This window comes from Bacillus cereus group sp. BfR-BA-01309, from assembly GCF_022664315.1.
Taxonomy (GTDB): Bacteria; Bacillota; Bacilli; order Bacillales; family Bacillaceae_G; genus Bacillus_A; species Bacillus_A mobilis.
This window is the reverse complement of sequence record NZ_JAKUHE010000013.1, coordinates 11,931-30,144: the sequence shown is the minus strand read 5'-3', so window position 1 is coordinate 30,144 and position 18,214 is coordinate 11,931. Positions and strand designations below refer to the sequence as shown.

Genomic DNA, 18,214 nt, shown 5'->3' with positions numbered 1-18,214 from the left:
AAAATGGTGTACAGAGAAAGAATTAATGATAATCGAAAAGTATATTTAAATGGTGAATTAGTTAAAGATGTAACAAAACATTCAGCGTTTTCAGGTGCAATTCATTGTGTGGAAGAGTATTATAGTTTGCAAAATGAAAAACCAGAAGAGCATAGTTTTGTAGATACAGATGGTCAACGATCCTCAATTAGTTTGCTAATTCCGAGAAGCATAAAAGATTTAGAGCGAAAAAGAAAGGCTTACAAAGAAACAGCTGATATCTCTTATGGGATGCTTGGTAGAACACCAGACTTTATTAATGCAGCAGTAGCTACACTATCAGCTCATGCTAGCTTTTTTGGTAGAGATGAATATGCAAATTATACTCAAAATGCAGAAGAATATTATAAACATGTAAAGGCAAATAATTTATTTATAGCACATGGATCAATTAATCCACAGATTGACCGTTCAAAAGCTTTAGGTGCACAAGAACATGATTTTGCAGGAGTACATGTGGTGAGTTATGATGCATCAGGAATTGTGGTTAAAGGTGCAAAAATGATTGTTACATTAGCTCCAATTGCAGATGAACTCCTAATTTTTAATATGCCGGGCCTTAAGGCAGGAGATGAAGATTATGCTGTAGCATTTACTCTACCTGTGAATTCTCCAGGTTTAAAAGTAATATGTAGAAAACCTTTGGTCAAAGAAGGTTATGATACGTTTGATCATCCATTAACAAATCAATTTGATGAAATAGATGCTTATTTATTATTAGATGAAGTATTTATTCCTTGGGATAGAGTTCTAATATTTAGAGATGTAGAAAAATCTAATCAGTTTTATGATAAGACTTTTGCAAGGCACCATACGGGGCATCAAGGAATTGTAAGAGGACTGGCAAAAGCTGAGCTTTTAACTGGCATTGCTATTAAGCTAGCTGAGATGCTAAAACTGAATCAATTTATAAACATTCAAGAAAAATTAGGAGAGTTAACATCCTATGTAGAGTTGTTAAAGGCAAGTATCGTGTTAAGTGAACAAGATGCATATATGAGTAATGAGGGAGTAATAACACCAAGTATTAATGCAATCCAAGCAATTAGATATAATTTTCCAAAAATGTATGAAAAAATGGTAAAATGCATTCAATCACTAGCCGCTGGTTCTATGCTTGCGACACCTCATCATGAAGACTTTTTCAATGAAAATGGAGATTACTTAATGACCGCTCTTTCAACAGGTGAATTTGATGCAAAAGAAAGAACAATGCTACTTAACTTAGCATGGGATGCTTCAGGAGATGCTTTTGGACAACGTCAATTGGTATATGAGTACTATCATGCTGGTGACCCAATGCGTATAGCTGCTGGTCATTATTTATCATACGAAAAAGGCAAAATGTACAATATGGTGGAAAGGATATTGAAAAGTGAAACTGATAAAGTGTGCATGTCTCGTTAAAAAAGAAAACAATAAATTATTATTAGTAAGAGTTCGAGATAATAAACATTGGTATCTACCAGGTGGGAAGATTGAACAAGACGAGAAGGCCAGTGAAACGTTAAAAAGAGAGTTACTTGAGGAGTTAAATATTAAATTAATTCCAGAGAGTATTCAATATTTATATACAGTCACAGGACCAGCTTATAACGAAAAAGCAGTAGTTGATCTTGTATGTTTTTCCGCGGATTGGGAAGGGAAAATTCAACCTAAGGCAGAGATTAGTGAAGTAAGTTGGATTGAATATAAAAATAAAAATTTATTAGCTCCTGCCGTATTAGAACTAATAAAGAACTGGGATTGACTAAGGATATTGAGGTGAACAATTACATTGATTTATAATATAGAACGTTTAGTTAATAAGATGAAACAAAATGGGTTAGATGCAATTATTGCTTCTACAAAAGAAAATATTCGTTATTTTACAGGATTTCAGCCAGTTGTAAAGACATTAAATCCATATTTTGGACAATGTTATTCAGTTATTACAATAGATAATCCTGAGATTGTTCATATTGTCCATTCTATTGGGGAAATTGATCAAGTATTAGATGCACGAGTGCAGGTAGGAAAAATATATACTTATGGGGTTTTTTATAGAGAACATAAAAATAATGTTCTTCTTTCTGAAGAAGAAGAGCGTCTGAAACTATTATCCAATTTCGATGCGAGCCATTCTAATGGGATAGAGGCGCTTATTGCTCTTTTAAAAGATATAGACATTGAACATTGTAACATAGGTATAGATGAGGATGGAATGCAGCCATATCATATCGATACTATTAGTAATAGTTTTAAAAAAAGTAAGGTAGTTTCGGTATCTAATATTTTAAGGCATGTTAGGTCAGTAAAAACAGATAATGAAGTTCAAGCATTGGCTTATTCAGCAAGATGTATAGAGAATGCAATTGAAGATGTAGCTGCTAATTTATTTGAAGGTATAAGTGAATATGAAATAGCCAATATTTTCAATTGTTCTATTGCTAAAAAAGGAGCATTACCTGTTTTACCAATGATTAAAGTCGGAAGACATGCTGTTGGTGGTCAGCGTAGGCAAAGTAAGGATATTAAATTAATGCCAGGAGATTTAATTTGGTTTGACTGTGATATTGTGTGTGACGGATATTGGGCAGATATTGCACGAGTTTTATCTTATAAGTATATGAAGCCAGAGTATGATAAATTTAATGCACTTTATAAAGGACAATGTATAGCTATGCAAGAAATTCAACCTGGCATGAAGGGATCAGATGTTTTTGACTTAACGATGGACGCAGTGTATAAATCTGGTTTCAAAGAATACAGAAGGCATCACGTAGGGCATGGTATAGGATTGGAACCATATGAATTGCCTATACTTGCTCCAAATAATGAGGATGTAATTGAGGATGGAATGGTTTTATCTGTAGAAACACCATATTATGAGTTTGGATTAGGAGCATTACACGTAGAGGATCCGGTTTTAATTTCTTCTAGTGGAAATAAAATTCTAACTAGTACTAAGGGGCATATCAAAATCGTGGAGTGATAAATGTATGATTTATGATAACATTACAGAATGTATAGGAAATACACCCGTGGTAGATTTTAAAAGTGATTTGGTACCTTATGGGAAAAAGTTATATTTAAAATTAGATTACTTCAATCCCAATTTTAGTGTGAAAGATAGAACGGCTCTTGGATTAGTGAAAGCTGCTATGAAAAGTGGGAAAATTCGAAAAGGTGATATTTTAATAGAGTCAACTTCAGGTAATTTGGGTAAATCTCTAGCAATGTTAGGAGCTGTTTATGGATTTCAGGTAATCATTGTGGTGGATCCAAAGATTAGTTCGAACCTATTAAAATGGTATAACGCATATGGTGCCCAGGTTGAAATGGTAAAAAATCCAGATGAAAATGGTGGTTTCCAAAAAGCAAGAATTCAACGTGTGAAAGAGCTTATAGTCCAATATCCTAATGCATATTGGACAAATCAATATGATAATCCTGATAATCCTAATTTTCATGCTGAAACTACTGGTAAAGAAATTGTCGATTTACCTATTGACTCTGTTGTGGGAGCAGTAAGTACAGGTGGACATTTGTGCGGAGTCGGAAAATTTATTAAGCAATTTAATCCTGAAATTAATGTTATTGCTTGTGATGTACAAGGTTCTGCTGTATTCCAAAATCACTTTAATCCCTATTTAATTAACGGAGTTGGGTTGAGTTGGAGAGGCCAAAATACAAATTTAGAAGTTATAGATCAAGTTTGTATAGCAAGTGATCAAGAAGCGATTTCAACTTGTCGTATCTTAGCTAAAAAGTATGGAATCATGATAGGCGGTTCTGGAGGATTATCAGTCGTCTCAGCATTGGCCTGGCTTAATAATAGTAATGCAAAGGCAGTTGTGGCTATTATTCCAGATACAGGAATAAATTATTTGGATCAGATTTATGATGATGTTTGGTTAGAGAAAAAAGGAATAATATTATTAGAAGAAGAACAACTTCAACAGAGAATAGATGCTAAGAAGTTTATGAAACCAGACAATATAGAAAGTAAAACTTTAGTCTAGGAAATATAGATGCTAAGTTCGCAGTCTATATTAATTTTGCCGCTTGATTATATAAATTATAAAAAGAAACAGAAAAGAGATTCCAATTATCATAAATATATATGTGTATCTTCTATTAATAAAAGGTGGTAAATAGTGAAATGAATACTAATAAGAATCAATTTATACAGTTCATTTGCGAGGAGAAAATCCTTGAATTTGGAAATTTTAAATTAAAATCAGGCCGTAACAGCCCCTATTTCTTTAATTTTGGTTCATTTGATGATTCAGTTAAATTAGCTAAATTAGGAGAATCCTATGCCTCTAGTATTATAGAAAATAACATCGAATTTGATGTTATTTTCGGCCCTGCATATAAAGGAATCCCAATCTCCTTATCTGCGTCTATGGCTTTATTCTATAAACATGGACTACGAGTTAATTATGCGTTTAATCGTAAAGAGGCAAAAGACCATGGTGAAGGTGGAAATATTGTGGGGACTTCTTTAAAAGGAAGAAAAGTGCTTGCAGTAGACGACGTTATTACATCGGGCAGAACAATTAAAGAAACAAAAGAAATTATCGAGAGAGAAGGTGGAGAATTATCCGCATTTCTTGTTGCTCTTGATAGAGAGGAAAAAGCGTTAGAGTCTCAACTGTCAGCTTTAGAAGAGGCATCCAAAAATTACAGTGTAGACATATATGCAGTTGCTAAAATCTCTGATGTAATGAGTTATATGGAAAAAGAGCATGGTAAAACCTATGTTCATCTTTCTAAAATTCAAGAGTATTTAAATTTATATGGAACAAAAAAATTAACAATTTATTAATATATAATATCTATTAAAATAAAAGATGAGTAAACAGGGAGTAATAAGATCCCCTTATAGTAGGTGGCCTGCTACATCGGCATCAAGTTGAAATTCTATAATGCTCCAAAACGAAGAAATTGTGTCATTTATAGCAAGGAAGTTCATTTTTATCATTTGGGAGATACTTCAAAATATTAAGTTGATAGGAAGTTGGCGCTACTCCTTAAAGGTAATGAATTTTATTTAGGGAATAATTACCTTTAATATCCTAAGCTAGTTTATCTACAGTGTAAATGGTTATTATTGATGACTTTAGTATATTTATACTGCGTAATTCATTAATTCAAAGCTATAAAGAGATAAAATTTCTTTGTAGCTTTTTTGATTACTAAAAACATTTAAAAGATTTCGCGACAAACACATAGTAACTTCATACATAGCACAATTGTGCACATACTTTTTAAGAATTTAACTTCAGTTAATTTATATATCCTCCTAAGAACCGCGAATTAGTTCAATAATAATTTCTAAACCGTAAATAACCAATGCCCTCTATATAAAGAGTACCCCTGGTTTTGTAAGTCTGCTATCACTGTATTGGGATCTTCATATTGGATTAAATCAGTTAACAATAGAAATTCAATAAATGAAGCATTTGCATCATGATATATCCCGTTTAAGATTTTTATCTCTAGTTCATTGAATTGAATATTATGCATTAAGTTATTTACTAATTTTTTTGTGATCAAATCACCAAATTCTTTAACAGGCTTCGGTATATCCAATTTTTTTCTATCATCATTTTTAACTCTTAAATCTAAAATTAAATAATCAACTTCTTTTGAATAAAGTGCTTTTGTATCTTGAATAGGGAATTTCGGCCTTGTATTCCTTTTAAATAGGTCTTTAAAGGATTTCAAAAAATCACTTCCTTAAACATGATGTAAAATAATTAGTAATATCTTTTTAAGCGAAGTTAGATGAGGTGTAGCTCTAGCTGATGGTGTTTTTTGTTAACAATTTTCTTTTTTTGTTTTTTAGGGATACTTACACATACCCATCAAGCTAAGGCTAGGTATTCCATGACCTTCCGTTCTTGTTGCCTACATGCTTGATATTTTGTTTATTTGTTTTTAAAAATGCGCATTCCAAATAAACCTTGATAAGGTGTATTTTTAAAGGTTATGCAGTTTTCTGCTTTAGATTGGATACAGTGCACTGATAAACAACGCCTAAAATATCAAAGATTGTCTTTTTCTCATATCTATGGGATTTCCGTCCGTTTTTCTGTAAGAGGTCAAACAGACGAAGGAAAATTTTTGATACTTCTTGGGTGTCTTGTTGTATAGCTTTATATACTAAGTACAGATGATCTTGAATCATATAAATTGCTTTATATTCACTTAATTCTTTTTGTTTTTTCTGTAGTAACAGCTGTCGCATTTTGAACATAGTGGAAGAACAAAGAAAAATAGCGATTAACTGTCCATAAAGATGACATTCTAGACGCTCTTGCTTAATATTGTGACAATGATTGATACCAAAAAGAGATTTCCATGTTTTAAATACAATCTCTATTTGCCAACGTAGAGAGTAAATCTCGTGAACATGTTCCATCGGAACCATTTCCCATGGGATGTTGGTAATATAAACATTGATTTCTGTTAAACGTTTACTTTTTTCAGAGTATGTAACCCCTTTTTTCTTTTCAACATAAGTTTGCTGTTTCCTACGTTTATGAACTTGAGCTGATGTGAGTCTGCATATTACAACTCGTGAAGGTAATTTTTGTTGTCCAACATAGGCATTTCGAATTTCATAAGTATCTCCTGGTTTTATCTGATGCATGATATGTTCAAGGTCAAGTAAAGCATATAAAGATTGCTATTTAACTGTCCCATCCCGAAAGAATTCTGGAGATTCATTTTTCACATATACTCTATTATTTAATTTCAACCGTGAAACATAGAATACCCCTCGTTGATCCATCTGGTCTAAATCTTTTAGAGAAAAGTAACCTAAATCTCGAATACATAAATCTCCTGGTCGTAAAGTATCCAAACATTCTGTACCAAAGGTTTTATCATTATTTTTGCCTGGTTCCATTTGAAAATTGAGGAATTTCCCACTATGTAAATCATACTCTAGTTGAATCTTAATACCAGCTGTCTGTGCACATCCTCCTGAACCAGGATAAATAGAAGATAAATGGTTGGGTACTTGAAAAATAGTAGCATCTAAAATACGTATACGTTGAAAATAAGAAATGTATTGGTTTGAGATTTGAGAAGAATCATTTAGTTTACTTTGGATTAAAAGGGAAAATACACGCTGTAGAAATAAAACAGCACATCGGTTAAAACGTTGATTAAGTCCTTCAGGACTCATAAGTGTAGCTGTATTTGCATAAAGCTGACTACATAATCGAGTAAGGGAACTACTTGCTACATGTTGACTGATCCAAATACATAAAGCAGCCAAATCTCGTGCGCCATACTTACTTTTACGTTTTACAAAACCTGTGTCTTGGCCAAGTTGTTGAAGAATATGTGGAGATAGATATCGCTGTAGTTCTTCAGCGAACAAATAAAACTCATCTTGAATCGATAGATTCATACAAAAACGCCATCCTTTCTGTATATTTCTACAAAAAGAATAACGTCTTTTTTGCTTTATAGATAGTGCAAAACTTTAGTTTGATAGTGATGGAAGACCCCCATTTGCTGAATAAGATATTTTGCTTGATTATAAAAACATTAATTATTGTATAGTTTCATAACTTTGCTCACTATCAACTCAGCAGTATTCTCTTCTGGCGGCATTAGTAGATTTGTACTTGGCCCATAAACCACAGGGTTTAGTTCCACTTCATACCCTCCGTATATATATTCTTCTTTTGTAGGTAAATAACCTATATAACCATTCGTGTATCCACCAAAAAAAGCCAGTTCATTGTTTAGATTTTCTTTAATAGCTAGAGCTGTTTCTGAAAAAGGTTCCATTGGTATTCCAGAGAATGATCCATCATTGATTTGAAATAACTGAATTTCTAAATCAATTGCTAACTGTTTAATATTTTCCTTGTGCTTAGCAACAACAACACTAAGCCACTGATCAGTATTAACACCCCATTGCTTTTCAGCTAGTAGCGCCATTTTTTTTATCTCTTCAAGCTCAGGAATATCCTTTAGTTTCATATTCATTGTAGTTGAAATAGTATTCAGCTTTGAAATTAAATTATAAGTAACTGTTGGTAACATCGTTAGCACATTGCCACTCAATATGTAAGCCATGTGCTTTAACGCTTCCTTAGAACCACGGTATTTTGCATTCACATTTCCAGCTGCCCCCTGAACAATGATTACAGGGCAGTTCAATGTTTGTTCTAGAATTCCCCTTGTCAATCCTGGATAATCTGCTGATAATATATCACTATCTGACTTTAAGACATTAGGATGAGCAGTACAAAATACAATAATTCCAGTTAGTTCTTTTGTTTTGTAGTTTCTGATTGCTAAAACGCCAATTCGTTTGTCTACAACTCCATTTTCATTTATACCCATTTTCACTTTTCCATCAGATGTTCTCTCTCTTCGATTTACTCCAATTTCACCCATCGTTACGTTCCAACCCACCTCAGATAATTGCATATTATCATTTGCAATTATGGCTCCTTTAACCACATTGTTGATAAGAATCGTTTTATAAGACTTTATCAATTGATCATCACCGACTGTTTCGGGACCAGAATGGGTATGAGTATAAACAACGGTTATGTTTTTGAATGGAACATTCAACTCATGTGCAACCTGTTCTCGAATTATTATTGTATCTTCTATTAACATTCCTATATTATCAATACTAATAAATACGGTCTTTGTTTGATTATTTTCAAACACATATACTGTTGCATAAATATGTTCTTCAATTTTACTAATCCCTATTGGTCTATGGTATCCAATAAAATCAATACCTAAAGGAGGTGTAATATCCACCTTACATATTCCTACTTTACTCATTTGAACCTCTCCAGTTATCTATGTAATTTGTTATTTAATTACTTTACGTCTTATTCGGCTAATTACTACTATTCTTGAATAAAAACCTCGCAATTTCTATACTTATTTTAACACTAATAATCTAAATATAATGATTGGAAATCCTTAATCACCCAAAATAGTGCTCACCATACATAGACATTAAGCTAAGGTTTTAATGTACGCCTAAAATGAAAATTTGTACCAACTTGTAACAAAAAAGCTCATTTTTTCGTTTTGGGGTAATTCTGATTTCTTAAGTTGATGGGTATGTTGTTTCACCCCCATTTCGATATATGTCTATTATAAATCAAACGTATATTCGGTGTGTAGTGAAGTGATCATGAAAAATTGCCAAGTAACAATTTACTATCTGTTGAACAATTAAGATGGCATCTTGCCATCCCTTGTACCAAGTTAACCCATCTTCCACCGTCTCACTTTGCGTTCCTTGAGTAAAAAAATTTCTTAGCTAAAATGATAACAACATGTTTGGTAGTAATGCCAAACATGCTTATATATCCGGTGGTTATTTTGTGAAATACTTTAGAAGGGGGATATAATTATGAGAGTGTTTTTATCCAGGGATGCAGCGGTGAACATGGATTTAAGACAACTTGAAATGAATACTACGTATGCACTTGTAAATTATGGTGAACCAAAAACTGCTCTAATGAAGAGGGTTCAAATAAATATTACTAAAATTGAGGATATGAAACTTAAAGTTGAAGTGATTGAAGAGAGAGAAGGACCAAAGGTATATGGTTTTTTAATTAAGGACTTTTTTAGTGAATTAGTTAAAGGTGTAGAAAATCGGCCGAAATTTAATTTAACATATTATGATATTGATGAGGCTAAATCTATAGTATCTTATGACTTTACTTTAAATTCAAAAACATCTGATATGGAGATTAATAAATTTATTGATTTTATAGAGGGACAAATTACTGAAGTACATTTAGAAGTTTTTAAAGCTTTTAATTTACCGACGAATAAAAAAGAATAGATAAATCTCATCTGTCTTTATAAAGAATAGGTCATTAGTCTATTTAATGGCCTGTTCCTTCTTTGAATTGAAAATCAATAAATGCTAAGGTGCTATACATACTTTCAGCTTAAAAGGGGGATTATTGGGGAGTCATGAAAATATTTTTGCTTTGTGCTAGTTTATTTATAAGTATTTGCGTTTTGCCAGCTGCTATGTTTACTGGTGTAATGGCTATCGCTTATTTTACTAATTCTTTCGATATATTACCTTATTAAAGATAAGAAAAATAATTATAAGATTGCATAGCTTTTTTGATGTTACTAATCAAATCTTGTTTTTTAATACTCAGAGAAACGTTTAGCTTTTTTTGAGATTAAATATTTATATGGTAATATATTGTAATAGGAATGAATAAGTAAAAGGACAAGACACTATGGTCTATGCCCTTTTTTCATTAATATGGTAGAAAGGTGGAATATTAATATGATGTTACGTTATGTAAGAGTTAGAGAGATTTTATCTAAAGAATATAATGTATCTTTAGATAAAAATAGTAAAGATGGTCAAGTGAACCGATTGTTCTTTGATATGTTAAGAGAGAAAGAACAAAGTTTTTTTTACTTGAGTAATGGGAAAATGATTTCCGTAGGAATTAAGCAATACATGAATTATTGGATTATGAGTACAGACAAAAAAAATCATTATATTGCTATAAATCCAGATTATGAAAGAAAATATGCGAAATACGAAAAAAATGATAATAATCAAAAGACACAAACTGATTTTTTATCTTCTTGTGCTGGCATATTAAAAGCTGTTACTGATTCTAAAATAGATGAGGAAAAGAAAAAGCAAATCCTTAATATACTTGTTAATTAACTATCAATTTAATGAAATGTATGAAATTGATAGTTAATTTCATACATTTCATTAAATTGAATTTCGAAAAGTTAAAATAAATATATATCTTTTAATTATAGTATATTTTCACAGGTAGTAACGATCTTTCGGACTGAGAAATGAGCATACTGTGCTTAGTATCTTAAACTCAAGGACCGCTTTTTTGCTACCCTTGAGTTACAAGGACGATACCTATTAAAACTATTGTAACTAAGGTTGGCTTATAATGTATAATTAATTTTAATGATAGGATTTTTAAATATAGTTAAAGAATAATATTTATATAACTGATTTTGGGAGGTACCTTGTGCAATATAAATACTCTGTAAAACTAAAATATCCAAGGTCTGTATTTTGTCCTGTCATGAAAGCAGAAATGTCAATTCATTCGGAGGAAATATCAGAGGTTGGATTTTTTTCCAAGATGTTAATATGGGCAGTTGGAATCGGAAAAGGTTATTCTAAACAAGAAATTGCCGAAATTACTGAGATGCCTTTAAACATTGTTGATGATGAAGCAAGCTACTTATCAAAAATTGGATTGGTAGATGAATCGGATCAACCATTAAACCTAACTGAATTGGGAAATGCATTTTATCGGAAGATAGTGGCTGTCGAAACCTTCAATGATCTTAAGGAACAAGTTCTCATTAATTGTGTTTCAGGGGAGATTGTTGCAGATAATGTAAATATTACTGAGAAACAAGAGATTATTGCAAATGAAATCGTTTTGAGTCAAAGAATTATCCCGGATCTATATGGGAATTTAAATCCTTCCAATTCGAAGGACTTTTTGCTGAAGAACTTTGAGTTATTGCCTTTATCCCAAGAAGAAAAGGCGCTTTTAGATGTGTCACTAAAGCTGTTATTTGAAAAAGACAGAGAGAAAAAAGCGTTCATTCATTTCAAAGCTAAGCACGTTCCTTTTATACTCCATAGTGGTATGTTGAATGAGGTAGATAGAGAGCAACTTGTACTAAGGGAAGAAAGGCCGATAATGGAGGAGGCTCATTCGTTATTACCGTTTATGTATCCAGTACAAAAAGGGAAATTGTGTATTACTAATTTGTTATTAGAACCTTATCGATCTGTGTTAAGTACACTTGATAAATTGGAACAGTTTGAAGGTGGATTGATTAGTGGTAAAGCAATTTATCTCCTAGAGCTATTCAAAAAGGAACAGAGAATCCGAAATGAGCTTTCGATGGAGTTTTATTTTGATTGTGTTTCAGGTATACTAACTTCTTCTCTCGATTCTAGTTATAGGAGGGAAAATAATATTCGAAACGAAGTAGAGATACTCCCTAATTACAAAATAGAAGATATTTTAATAAGGGATTCTACCATTATATTAGAAAATTTAACAGGTTTAGATTTAGATAATATGAATTGGGAGCTCAGTTTTGAGGTAGAAGAGGAATTTTATTTGAAAATAAATGAAAATCCAGCAAATATTTTCAGTATGGAGTGAGAACATGGGGCGATCAGCATTTAACTTTTCACGACAGGCTTCAATCTTGTTTAAAGTTGCGACAAAGAAAACGATTAGCAAGACGAACTTAGCGTTGTTAGCTATTGATACAGCTGTTTCTTTAATTGAGGCGGGCTGTGCCTGTTTAAACTATAATGAAGCGAAAAAACAGACGATTGAAATAAAAAAACAGGTAAACAAAAAGAATAAGTTAATAGATGGGGAAGTAAAGGAAAAGGAAAAACAAATTGAATCAGAATTTAATCTGATGGTGGAAGAGATGTTTAAGGAATTGAATGAAAAGAGACGGACACTCCAATTAAATGCGGAAAAAATACGGAATGATATGACGATTGGGCTAAAGAAGGACGTTCAAGGCAGTAAGAAATGGTTAAATAAATTGGACTTACAACAGCTAGCCATTGATCCAATTAAAGAAACTCTTGCCCTATATGACAAGTTCATACAGTTGTCGGATACAGGGTCTCATAAACAGTTTTTAGAATTGGAGGAGCAGCATCGAATCTGTCTACAAAAATATACGGAATTAAGAACAAAATTCATATAGAGGTGAGATATGATGAGTAATCATAAAAAAGGTAATCTAGATAAATATTCGCCAGTTATTAAGGAAGACAAGATAGAAATTATTGATAGAAATTCGAAGACAATTAGTACAGGTATGAGCAAGGGAGATATTTTATTCAAGGTAGCAGAAGCGTTTCCGGATGTTGTCGAAAGTGTTTCTGGTGCATATAAAATGAGGCAACAAACGCTTCTAGAACGGGAGAAAACTAAGGGGTTAGAAATAGAAACTAAGCACAAAATGGCAGAGTTACAGAGTACAACAGCTCAAATTTTAAGTGAGAATGACAAACAAATTCAGGTCTTAAGAAATGAAGATTCCAAGCATGAAAGGGAAACAAACTTAGAACGAGAGAATGTCATCACAGAAAGAGAAATGAAATTGAAAGAACTTGATCATAAAGATAATCTTGAAATGAAAAAGCAGGATAGGGAAGGTGAGAAGCTGAAAAATAAAACGTCAACGATTAAATTGTGGCAAGATGCCATTCGATCTAAGATGGAAAAAGGCGAAGATTACTCATTTGAAAGCAAAATGCTAATGGAGACTGTTCAGAACTTGGATCGTTAAAAAATTGCTTATTGGTAGGGAGAAGGTGAGAGCATGATTCCATTCATTGCAGCAGGTCTGGCAGTAGTTGGGATAGGTGCAACTATTGGTGCATTTATTTTTGATACACTAACAGAGGAAGAGAAACGAGAACAAAGCAGGATACGAAGTGATTACGAGGATTACGTTGAGAGAAATCAAGAAAAGTTGCAAGAGTTATTAGGCCGTAAACAAAAAGAATTTGACTCCTTATCGAAAAGTGAACAGGAGAAATTAGACAAGGAAATTGCGGATCTTACAAAAGAAAATCATAGATTTCGCGAAATATACCATAAAGCAATCTTGGCTCAATTATTTGAGCATCAAAATCGAAGGGAATTGGTAAAGGAGGAAATTAGCTCCGCTATTAGTCGAATTCGTGAAATTAAAAAGCGACATCATTACTCATTACTAAGAAAGCAATCCTTAACACAACTAGAATTTACTCTTCAAGAATCATTACAGAAGATTATTAGCTATTTAATATACTTAAAGAAATATAAAAATCATTTAAATGATTGTGTACGTTTAGGGAAGGATTTACCGGAGCCATTTGAGTTCTTACTGCCAAATCAGTTCCCGTATCGTGGACAAGTTCTGTATATGAAAAAAGGAGCAGTAACACAAAATGGTATCTTCAATGTTAACAACCAGTTTACATTGAATTATTTGTGTGTTGATTATGACATGGTGGAGGAGTACGACGATCATGCTGAAGTCCCGCTTTTTGTGGATTATTATGATTTCAAGCAGTACTCTTACGTTCTCTCCATTGCAAAAGGTACTTTTAAAGATTTAGCTTTGTTCCAGCCTAGTATTGGGATTGAGGCAAAGGTTACTCGACATGATCAATCAAAAAAGCATAGTGATATTTTTTTAGATTTTAAAAGTATAAATTTGAAGTTGCCGAGAAAAAACCTAGATAACCCATTACGACTTCCACCGCGAGGTACTAAATTACGAGTGTTTCCTTCGGCATGGGATTATTTTTTAAAAGAAACCTGGGATATTATCGTTACAGAACGTTTTCAGGAATCTTTATCTGTATTGCAGTTCCAGCGTATTCCCCTTGTTATTCCAGTAAATTTAATTAATTCATTGAATGAGTGGATGGAAAAGAACGATTATTGGAATGGGACGGATGAGTGGAAAATTGCTCCGTTTGATGAAAATAACCTTTCAAATTTAAAAGAAATTAAGCTACAGCTTGGAACAAATTTAGTGTTACGAGCTAGCATGCAGCAGTATGAAACGTACAACTACTTGAGGCTAGAAGATGTTTTATCCAATGAATATATGTGCAAGCCAGATGATGTATTTGTAGCGATCAACACAGATTTATTTTTAACGTTAGAAGAAGAGATTCCGATTACAGATGAGGCTCAATTTGAGGAGTTAAACCAGCTTTGTATCCTACTAATTCATGAATTTAAAAACCAAAAGAGCATTAAAGAAAGTCATGAAGGGATGTTGTACTTTAATAAATGGGCGGAAATTACCGATAGGTTAATAACCTATAAGTTTAAGGGGCCCTCCCAATTATGTCAGGTTAGGAACATTTCTAATAAAAGGCTAGATAAAATCACAAAGCAAGCCATTTATGACGGAAGCATAAAAAATATCAATGAGGTAAGAGCATTTTTAGAAAAGGAAAGAAGAGGCCCTCGTCATTATTTTATTGAAGCAAATGATGGAACATTTACTGTGCGTTTTCATGAGACAGGAGAAGGTATTACGGTTTATGGTGATTGTGGGTTAGAGGGAGATATAGATCTTTTGCTATATGAAAAAAATATGCCATATCCAGAAATACAGCAGAAGAATGCACTTAATGGGTTTCGACAAGGGTTAGTTAGCAATTCGAACATTAAAATGTATGTATTAAACTCGTTGAATGTGGAATCGTCTAAAAATGAATTTAACTTTGTGAAATTTTATAATTCGTATATTGAAGAGAACCCAAATCAAAATCAGCTTGTAAGAAATAGTTTGCAGGAGAAGGAATTTTATATGATTCAGGGCCCTCCTGGAACAGGAAAGACCACGGTTATTATTGAAATTATTCAGCAATATTTAGCGAATTATCCTAATGACAGAGTTCTTATCGTATCCCAAGCAAATGTTGCCGTTGATAATGTTATGAAAGACTTAATAGACATATATGGATCGGAAACAATGATTCGTTGTGGTAAGGCAGACAAGATTGACCCCGTCATTCAACCGGTGAGCTTTGAGAAAAAATATGAGGAATATATGGAACGGCTCGAGCGTAAAAAACATCTATATGGGTCTGACCCACTATTTAATCGTTGGTATGACGAGGTTAGTATGGATGGGTATAATGCTCATTTGGGAGAATTGATTTTAATAAGCAATAAGATTATAGGTGCAACTTGTGTAGGGTTAGCGCAAAAATCGATTGGGCTAGACCGTTTAGAATTTGACTTAGTCATAATTGACGAGGCAGGGAAGGCTCTACCAGCTGAGTTGTTAATTCCAATTAATCGAGCAAAGAAGTTAATTTTAATAGGGGATCAACGCCAGTTGCCACCTACTTTAGACAGTGCTTTATTCGACCCGGAAAAAGTCGAAATCGAAGATGAAGAGTATGTGAAAGAGGAACTTTTTGAGAAAAGTTTATTTGAGAAGTTGTATGTGAACTGTCCGGGCAGTAACAAGGGCATGCTAGCTACTCAGTATCGAATGCCCGCGGTAATAGGGACGATGATTAGTGAAATCTTTTACGATGGACAGCTACGAAACGGTGAAAGTACTTATCACAAAGAGCTACCTTTTTTCGGTAATCATTTAAATCTGATAGAAATGAGCGATGAACCTGCCTATAAAGAAACTGCCATTACGGGGAAATCCCCTGTAAATGAACGAGAAGCTGACATGGTAGCGGACATTTTGCAAAGGATAAACGAAAAAATTGGGCCAATGACGAAAATAGCGATTATCACCCCATATAAAGGACAAAAACGATTGTTGCAGCGAAGACTATTAGAGAATGGATTAGATCCGTATAATGGGAATATAGCTGTCAATACGGTAGATGCCTTTCAAGGAGAAGAAGCGGAAATTGTGTTTTATTGCATGACTCGTTCCAAGCATAAAACAAATTTCTTTTCGGACATCGCACGTATCAATGTCGCTATTTCACGTACGAAGTCTGAGCTACTCATTATTGGTTCCATCCCCTATATGAAAAGTTATGGTAGGGATAGTGCAATTTGCAAAGTAGCAAATTATGTAGAAAAACATGGTGTTATTGTTCCTTATAGCAATTTAAGTGCATTCTTAGAGGAATGTTTATTAAAGGTTCCAGTTGGAATAGTGACTAAAATGGACTCTAATTTCTCTATGCAAATAAGCGAAAAGGAAGATGCAGTGAGTGCAAAGGAAAAAAGCACAAAGGTAGCCGTTATATCAGAAAGTAATAACCAGTCATCTCCTCCCATTCTTCCAATCGTAAAGGAGCAGCCTTCTCAAAAAAGGATAGGGAAAATATATGTAAAAGGGCAAAGACAAGTACTCGAAAAGCAGTTTAATGAAAGTGAATCTGTTAATGAGATGAGTCATGGTACGGACAATTATAACCATGTATGGAATAATGGAATCAGTAATGATGAACCTAACCTCCAAGAAGTAGATTTAGAGCATTATGGTGGATACCGTGCCAATGAAGATGATCTCGGTGAATACGATGCAGACTCTGATATTAGTATTATGAATTTAGGGAATATTGTTGTGGAGTATACAAACAACAATAGTGATGATGCTATTGTAAGTAATATAGTCAAAAATAAAGGGCCTTCAAGTAAAGCTATTAATGATGACTTAATTATCAGCTCTTCCCTACAACTCTCAGGAGTTATAAAAGGAGATATAGTTATTCGTAAAGGTGGAGAACTGAATTTAAGTGGTATTGTTCAAGGGGACATCACCCTTGAAACCGCGAGTAAGCTTCAAATTAGTGGGGTCGTAAATGGCGATGTACTAATGAGTACAGCTTCAGTATGTAACTGCACAGGAATTGTAAATGGGGATATAGAAAACAACGGTGGTAAATTAACTGTTTCAGGTTTTGTAAACGGTTATCTATATAGAAATGCTGGAACTACAGATATAACAAAAGGTGCTAGTATAGCGGAATTAGTTTAATTTGACTTTAATATAAATTCGTACTGTATTAAATAAAGATAACTGTTTTAAAGATATGAAAATAAATTAAAATTCTGATTAAACTCTATTTAAAATAAAAGCTATCCATATCTGAAATTCTTAGAGGTTATGAGGTGCTTTTAATCGAACCTTTTTCGAATCAACAATTTGATGTCTTCAGCCACTATTTAATCAAAATTTCTTTTAAATCAATAATAAAATTACAAAAAAACGTATCTACATAGATGCGTTTTTTGTGGCGAACCTCTTATAAGTTCATATAAAGCAATTAGAACAACTGTCTTGAATGAAAGAAATATTTCAAAAAATGATAAATATCATATTATATTCAGAAGTAAATCGGAACTATAGTAAACAATTAGTTCCGATTTATAACTTTAAGTTAAATACAAACGAAACCCAAGAATTTGAATATTGTTTTATCTGTAATATACATATTAAAAACGTTTAAATATACAGAAAATTATAAAACTAATTGAATGTCATATCAATTGTTTATATAATGTACGTAAGTCTTTCTTTTTTAAATCAATTAATATTAAAACCCTTTCGGGGCTATGATTTTGTAAAGCTGAATTGCTTGCAATAATTCATATACCTGAAAGGTTTTTTTGTGTTTAAAAAC

13 protein-coding genes and 1 pseudogene are annotated in these 18,214 nt (G+C 32.8%); 11 read left to right on the top strand and 3 right to left on the bottom strand.

What is annotated here, in order from left to right:
* Positions 1-3 precede the first annotated feature (3 nt).
* The 5 genes from MR115_RS21990 to pyrE all read left to right on the top strand — a co-directional run bounded on the left by MR115_RS21990 (position 4) and on the right by pyrE (position 4,852).
* Entirely contained in the window at positions 4-1,446 is a 1,443-nt protein-coding gene (locus tag MR115_RS21990; RefSeq protein WP_242242774.1) for a 4-hydroxyphenylacetate 3-hydroxylase family protein, read from the top strand.
* Positions 1,415-1,789 carry an NUDIX hydrolase gene (locus tag MR115_RS21985; RefSeq protein ID WP_242242773.1) on the top strand — a complete coding sequence of 125 codons (375 nt, stop codon included), beginning with the start codon at positions 1,415-1,417 and terminating at the stop codon, positions 1,787-1,789. The genes MR115_RS21990 and MR115_RS21985 overlap by 32 nt, the downstream gene beginning before the upstream one ends.
* 27 nt (positions 1,790-1,816) lie before the next feature.
* On the top strand, positions 1,817-3,013 hold the full coding sequence (locus tag MR115_RS21980; RefSeq protein ID WP_242242772.1) for a M24 family metallopeptidase: 1,197 nt from the start codon (positions 1,817-1,819) through the stop codon (positions 3,011-3,013).
* A 7-nt stretch (positions 3,014-3,020) separates the two neighbouring features.
* A complete protein-coding gene (locus tag MR115_RS21975) occupies positions 3,021-4,043 on the top strand; it encodes a PLP-dependent cysteine synthase family protein (RefSeq protein ID WP_000638693.1) in 1,023 nt (340 codons plus the stop codon).
* A gap of 140 nt (positions 4,044-4,183) precedes the next feature.
* Positions 4,184-4,852, top strand: coding sequence for an orotate phosphoribosyltransferase (gene pyrE / locus MR115_RS21970; protein WP_242242771.1), 669 nt, complete (start codon positions 4,184-4,186; stop codon positions 4,850-4,852).
* Positions 4,853-5,361: 509 nt separating this feature from the next.
* Here the strand turns inward: pyrE and MR115_RS21965 are convergent.
* The 3 genes and pseudogenes from MR115_RS21965 to MR115_RS21955 form a co-directional block, all read right to left on the bottom strand.
* A complete protein-coding gene (locus MR115_RS21965) occupies positions 5,362-5,754 on the bottom strand; it encodes a hypothetical protein (protein ID WP_242242770.1) in 393 nt (130 codons plus the stop codon).
* Positions 5,755-6,016: 262 nt separating this feature from the next.
* Positions 6,017-7,450 (bottom strand): annotated as a pseudogene (locus tag MR115_RS21960) (IS4 family transposase).
* Between the two features lie 140 nt (positions 7,451-7,590).
* Positions 7,591-8,853, bottom strand: a complete 1,263-nt coding sequence (locus MR115_RS21955; RefSeq protein WP_242242769.1) for a neutral/alkaline non-lysosomal ceramidase N-terminal domain-containing protein — start codon at positions 8,851-8,853, stop codon at positions 7,591-7,593.
* A 583-nt stretch (positions 8,854-9,436) separates the two neighbouring features.
* Between MR115_RS21955 and MR115_RS21950 the strand changes: the two genes are divergently transcribed.
* The 6 genes from MR115_RS21950 (at position 9,437) to MR115_RS21925 (ending at position 17,568) form a co-directional block, all read left to right on the top strand.
* The gene (locus MR115_RS21950; RefSeq protein ID WP_242242768.1) at positions 9,437-9,877 is read left to right on the top strand and encodes a hypothetical protein; all 441 of its coding nucleotides are present in this window, start codon (positions 9,437-9,439) and stop codon (positions 9,875-9,877) included.
* A gap of 465 nt (positions 9,878-10,342) precedes the next feature.
* Positions 10,343-10,738, top strand: a complete 396-nt coding sequence (locus MR115_RS21945; RefSeq protein WP_242242767.1) for a hypothetical protein — start codon at positions 10,343-10,345, stop codon at positions 10,736-10,738.
* Positions 10,739-11,066: 328 nt separating this feature from the next.
* Complete coding sequence (locus tag MR115_RS21940; protein ID WP_242242766.1) at positions 11,067-12,230, top strand: hypothetical protein; 1,164 nt, start codon at positions 11,067-11,069, stop codon at positions 12,228-12,230.
* A 4-nt stretch (positions 12,231-12,234) separates the two neighbouring features.
* Positions 12,235-12,798 carry a hypothetical protein gene (locus MR115_RS21935; protein ID WP_242242765.1) on the top strand — a complete coding sequence of 188 codons (564 nt, stop codon included), beginning with the start codon at positions 12,235-12,237 and terminating at the stop codon, positions 12,796-12,798.
* Between the two features lie 12 nt (positions 12,799-12,810).
* Entirely contained in the window at positions 12,811-13,386 is a 576-nt protein-coding gene (locus MR115_RS21930) for a hypothetical protein (protein ID WP_242242764.1), read from the top strand.
* A gap of 33 nt (positions 13,387-13,419) precedes the next feature.
* On the top strand, positions 13,420-17,568 hold the full coding sequence (locus MR115_RS21925; RefSeq protein ID WP_242242763.1) for an AAA domain-containing protein: 4,149 nt from the start codon (positions 13,420-13,422) through the stop codon (positions 17,566-17,568).
* Positions 17,569-18,214 lie beyond the last annotated feature (646 nt).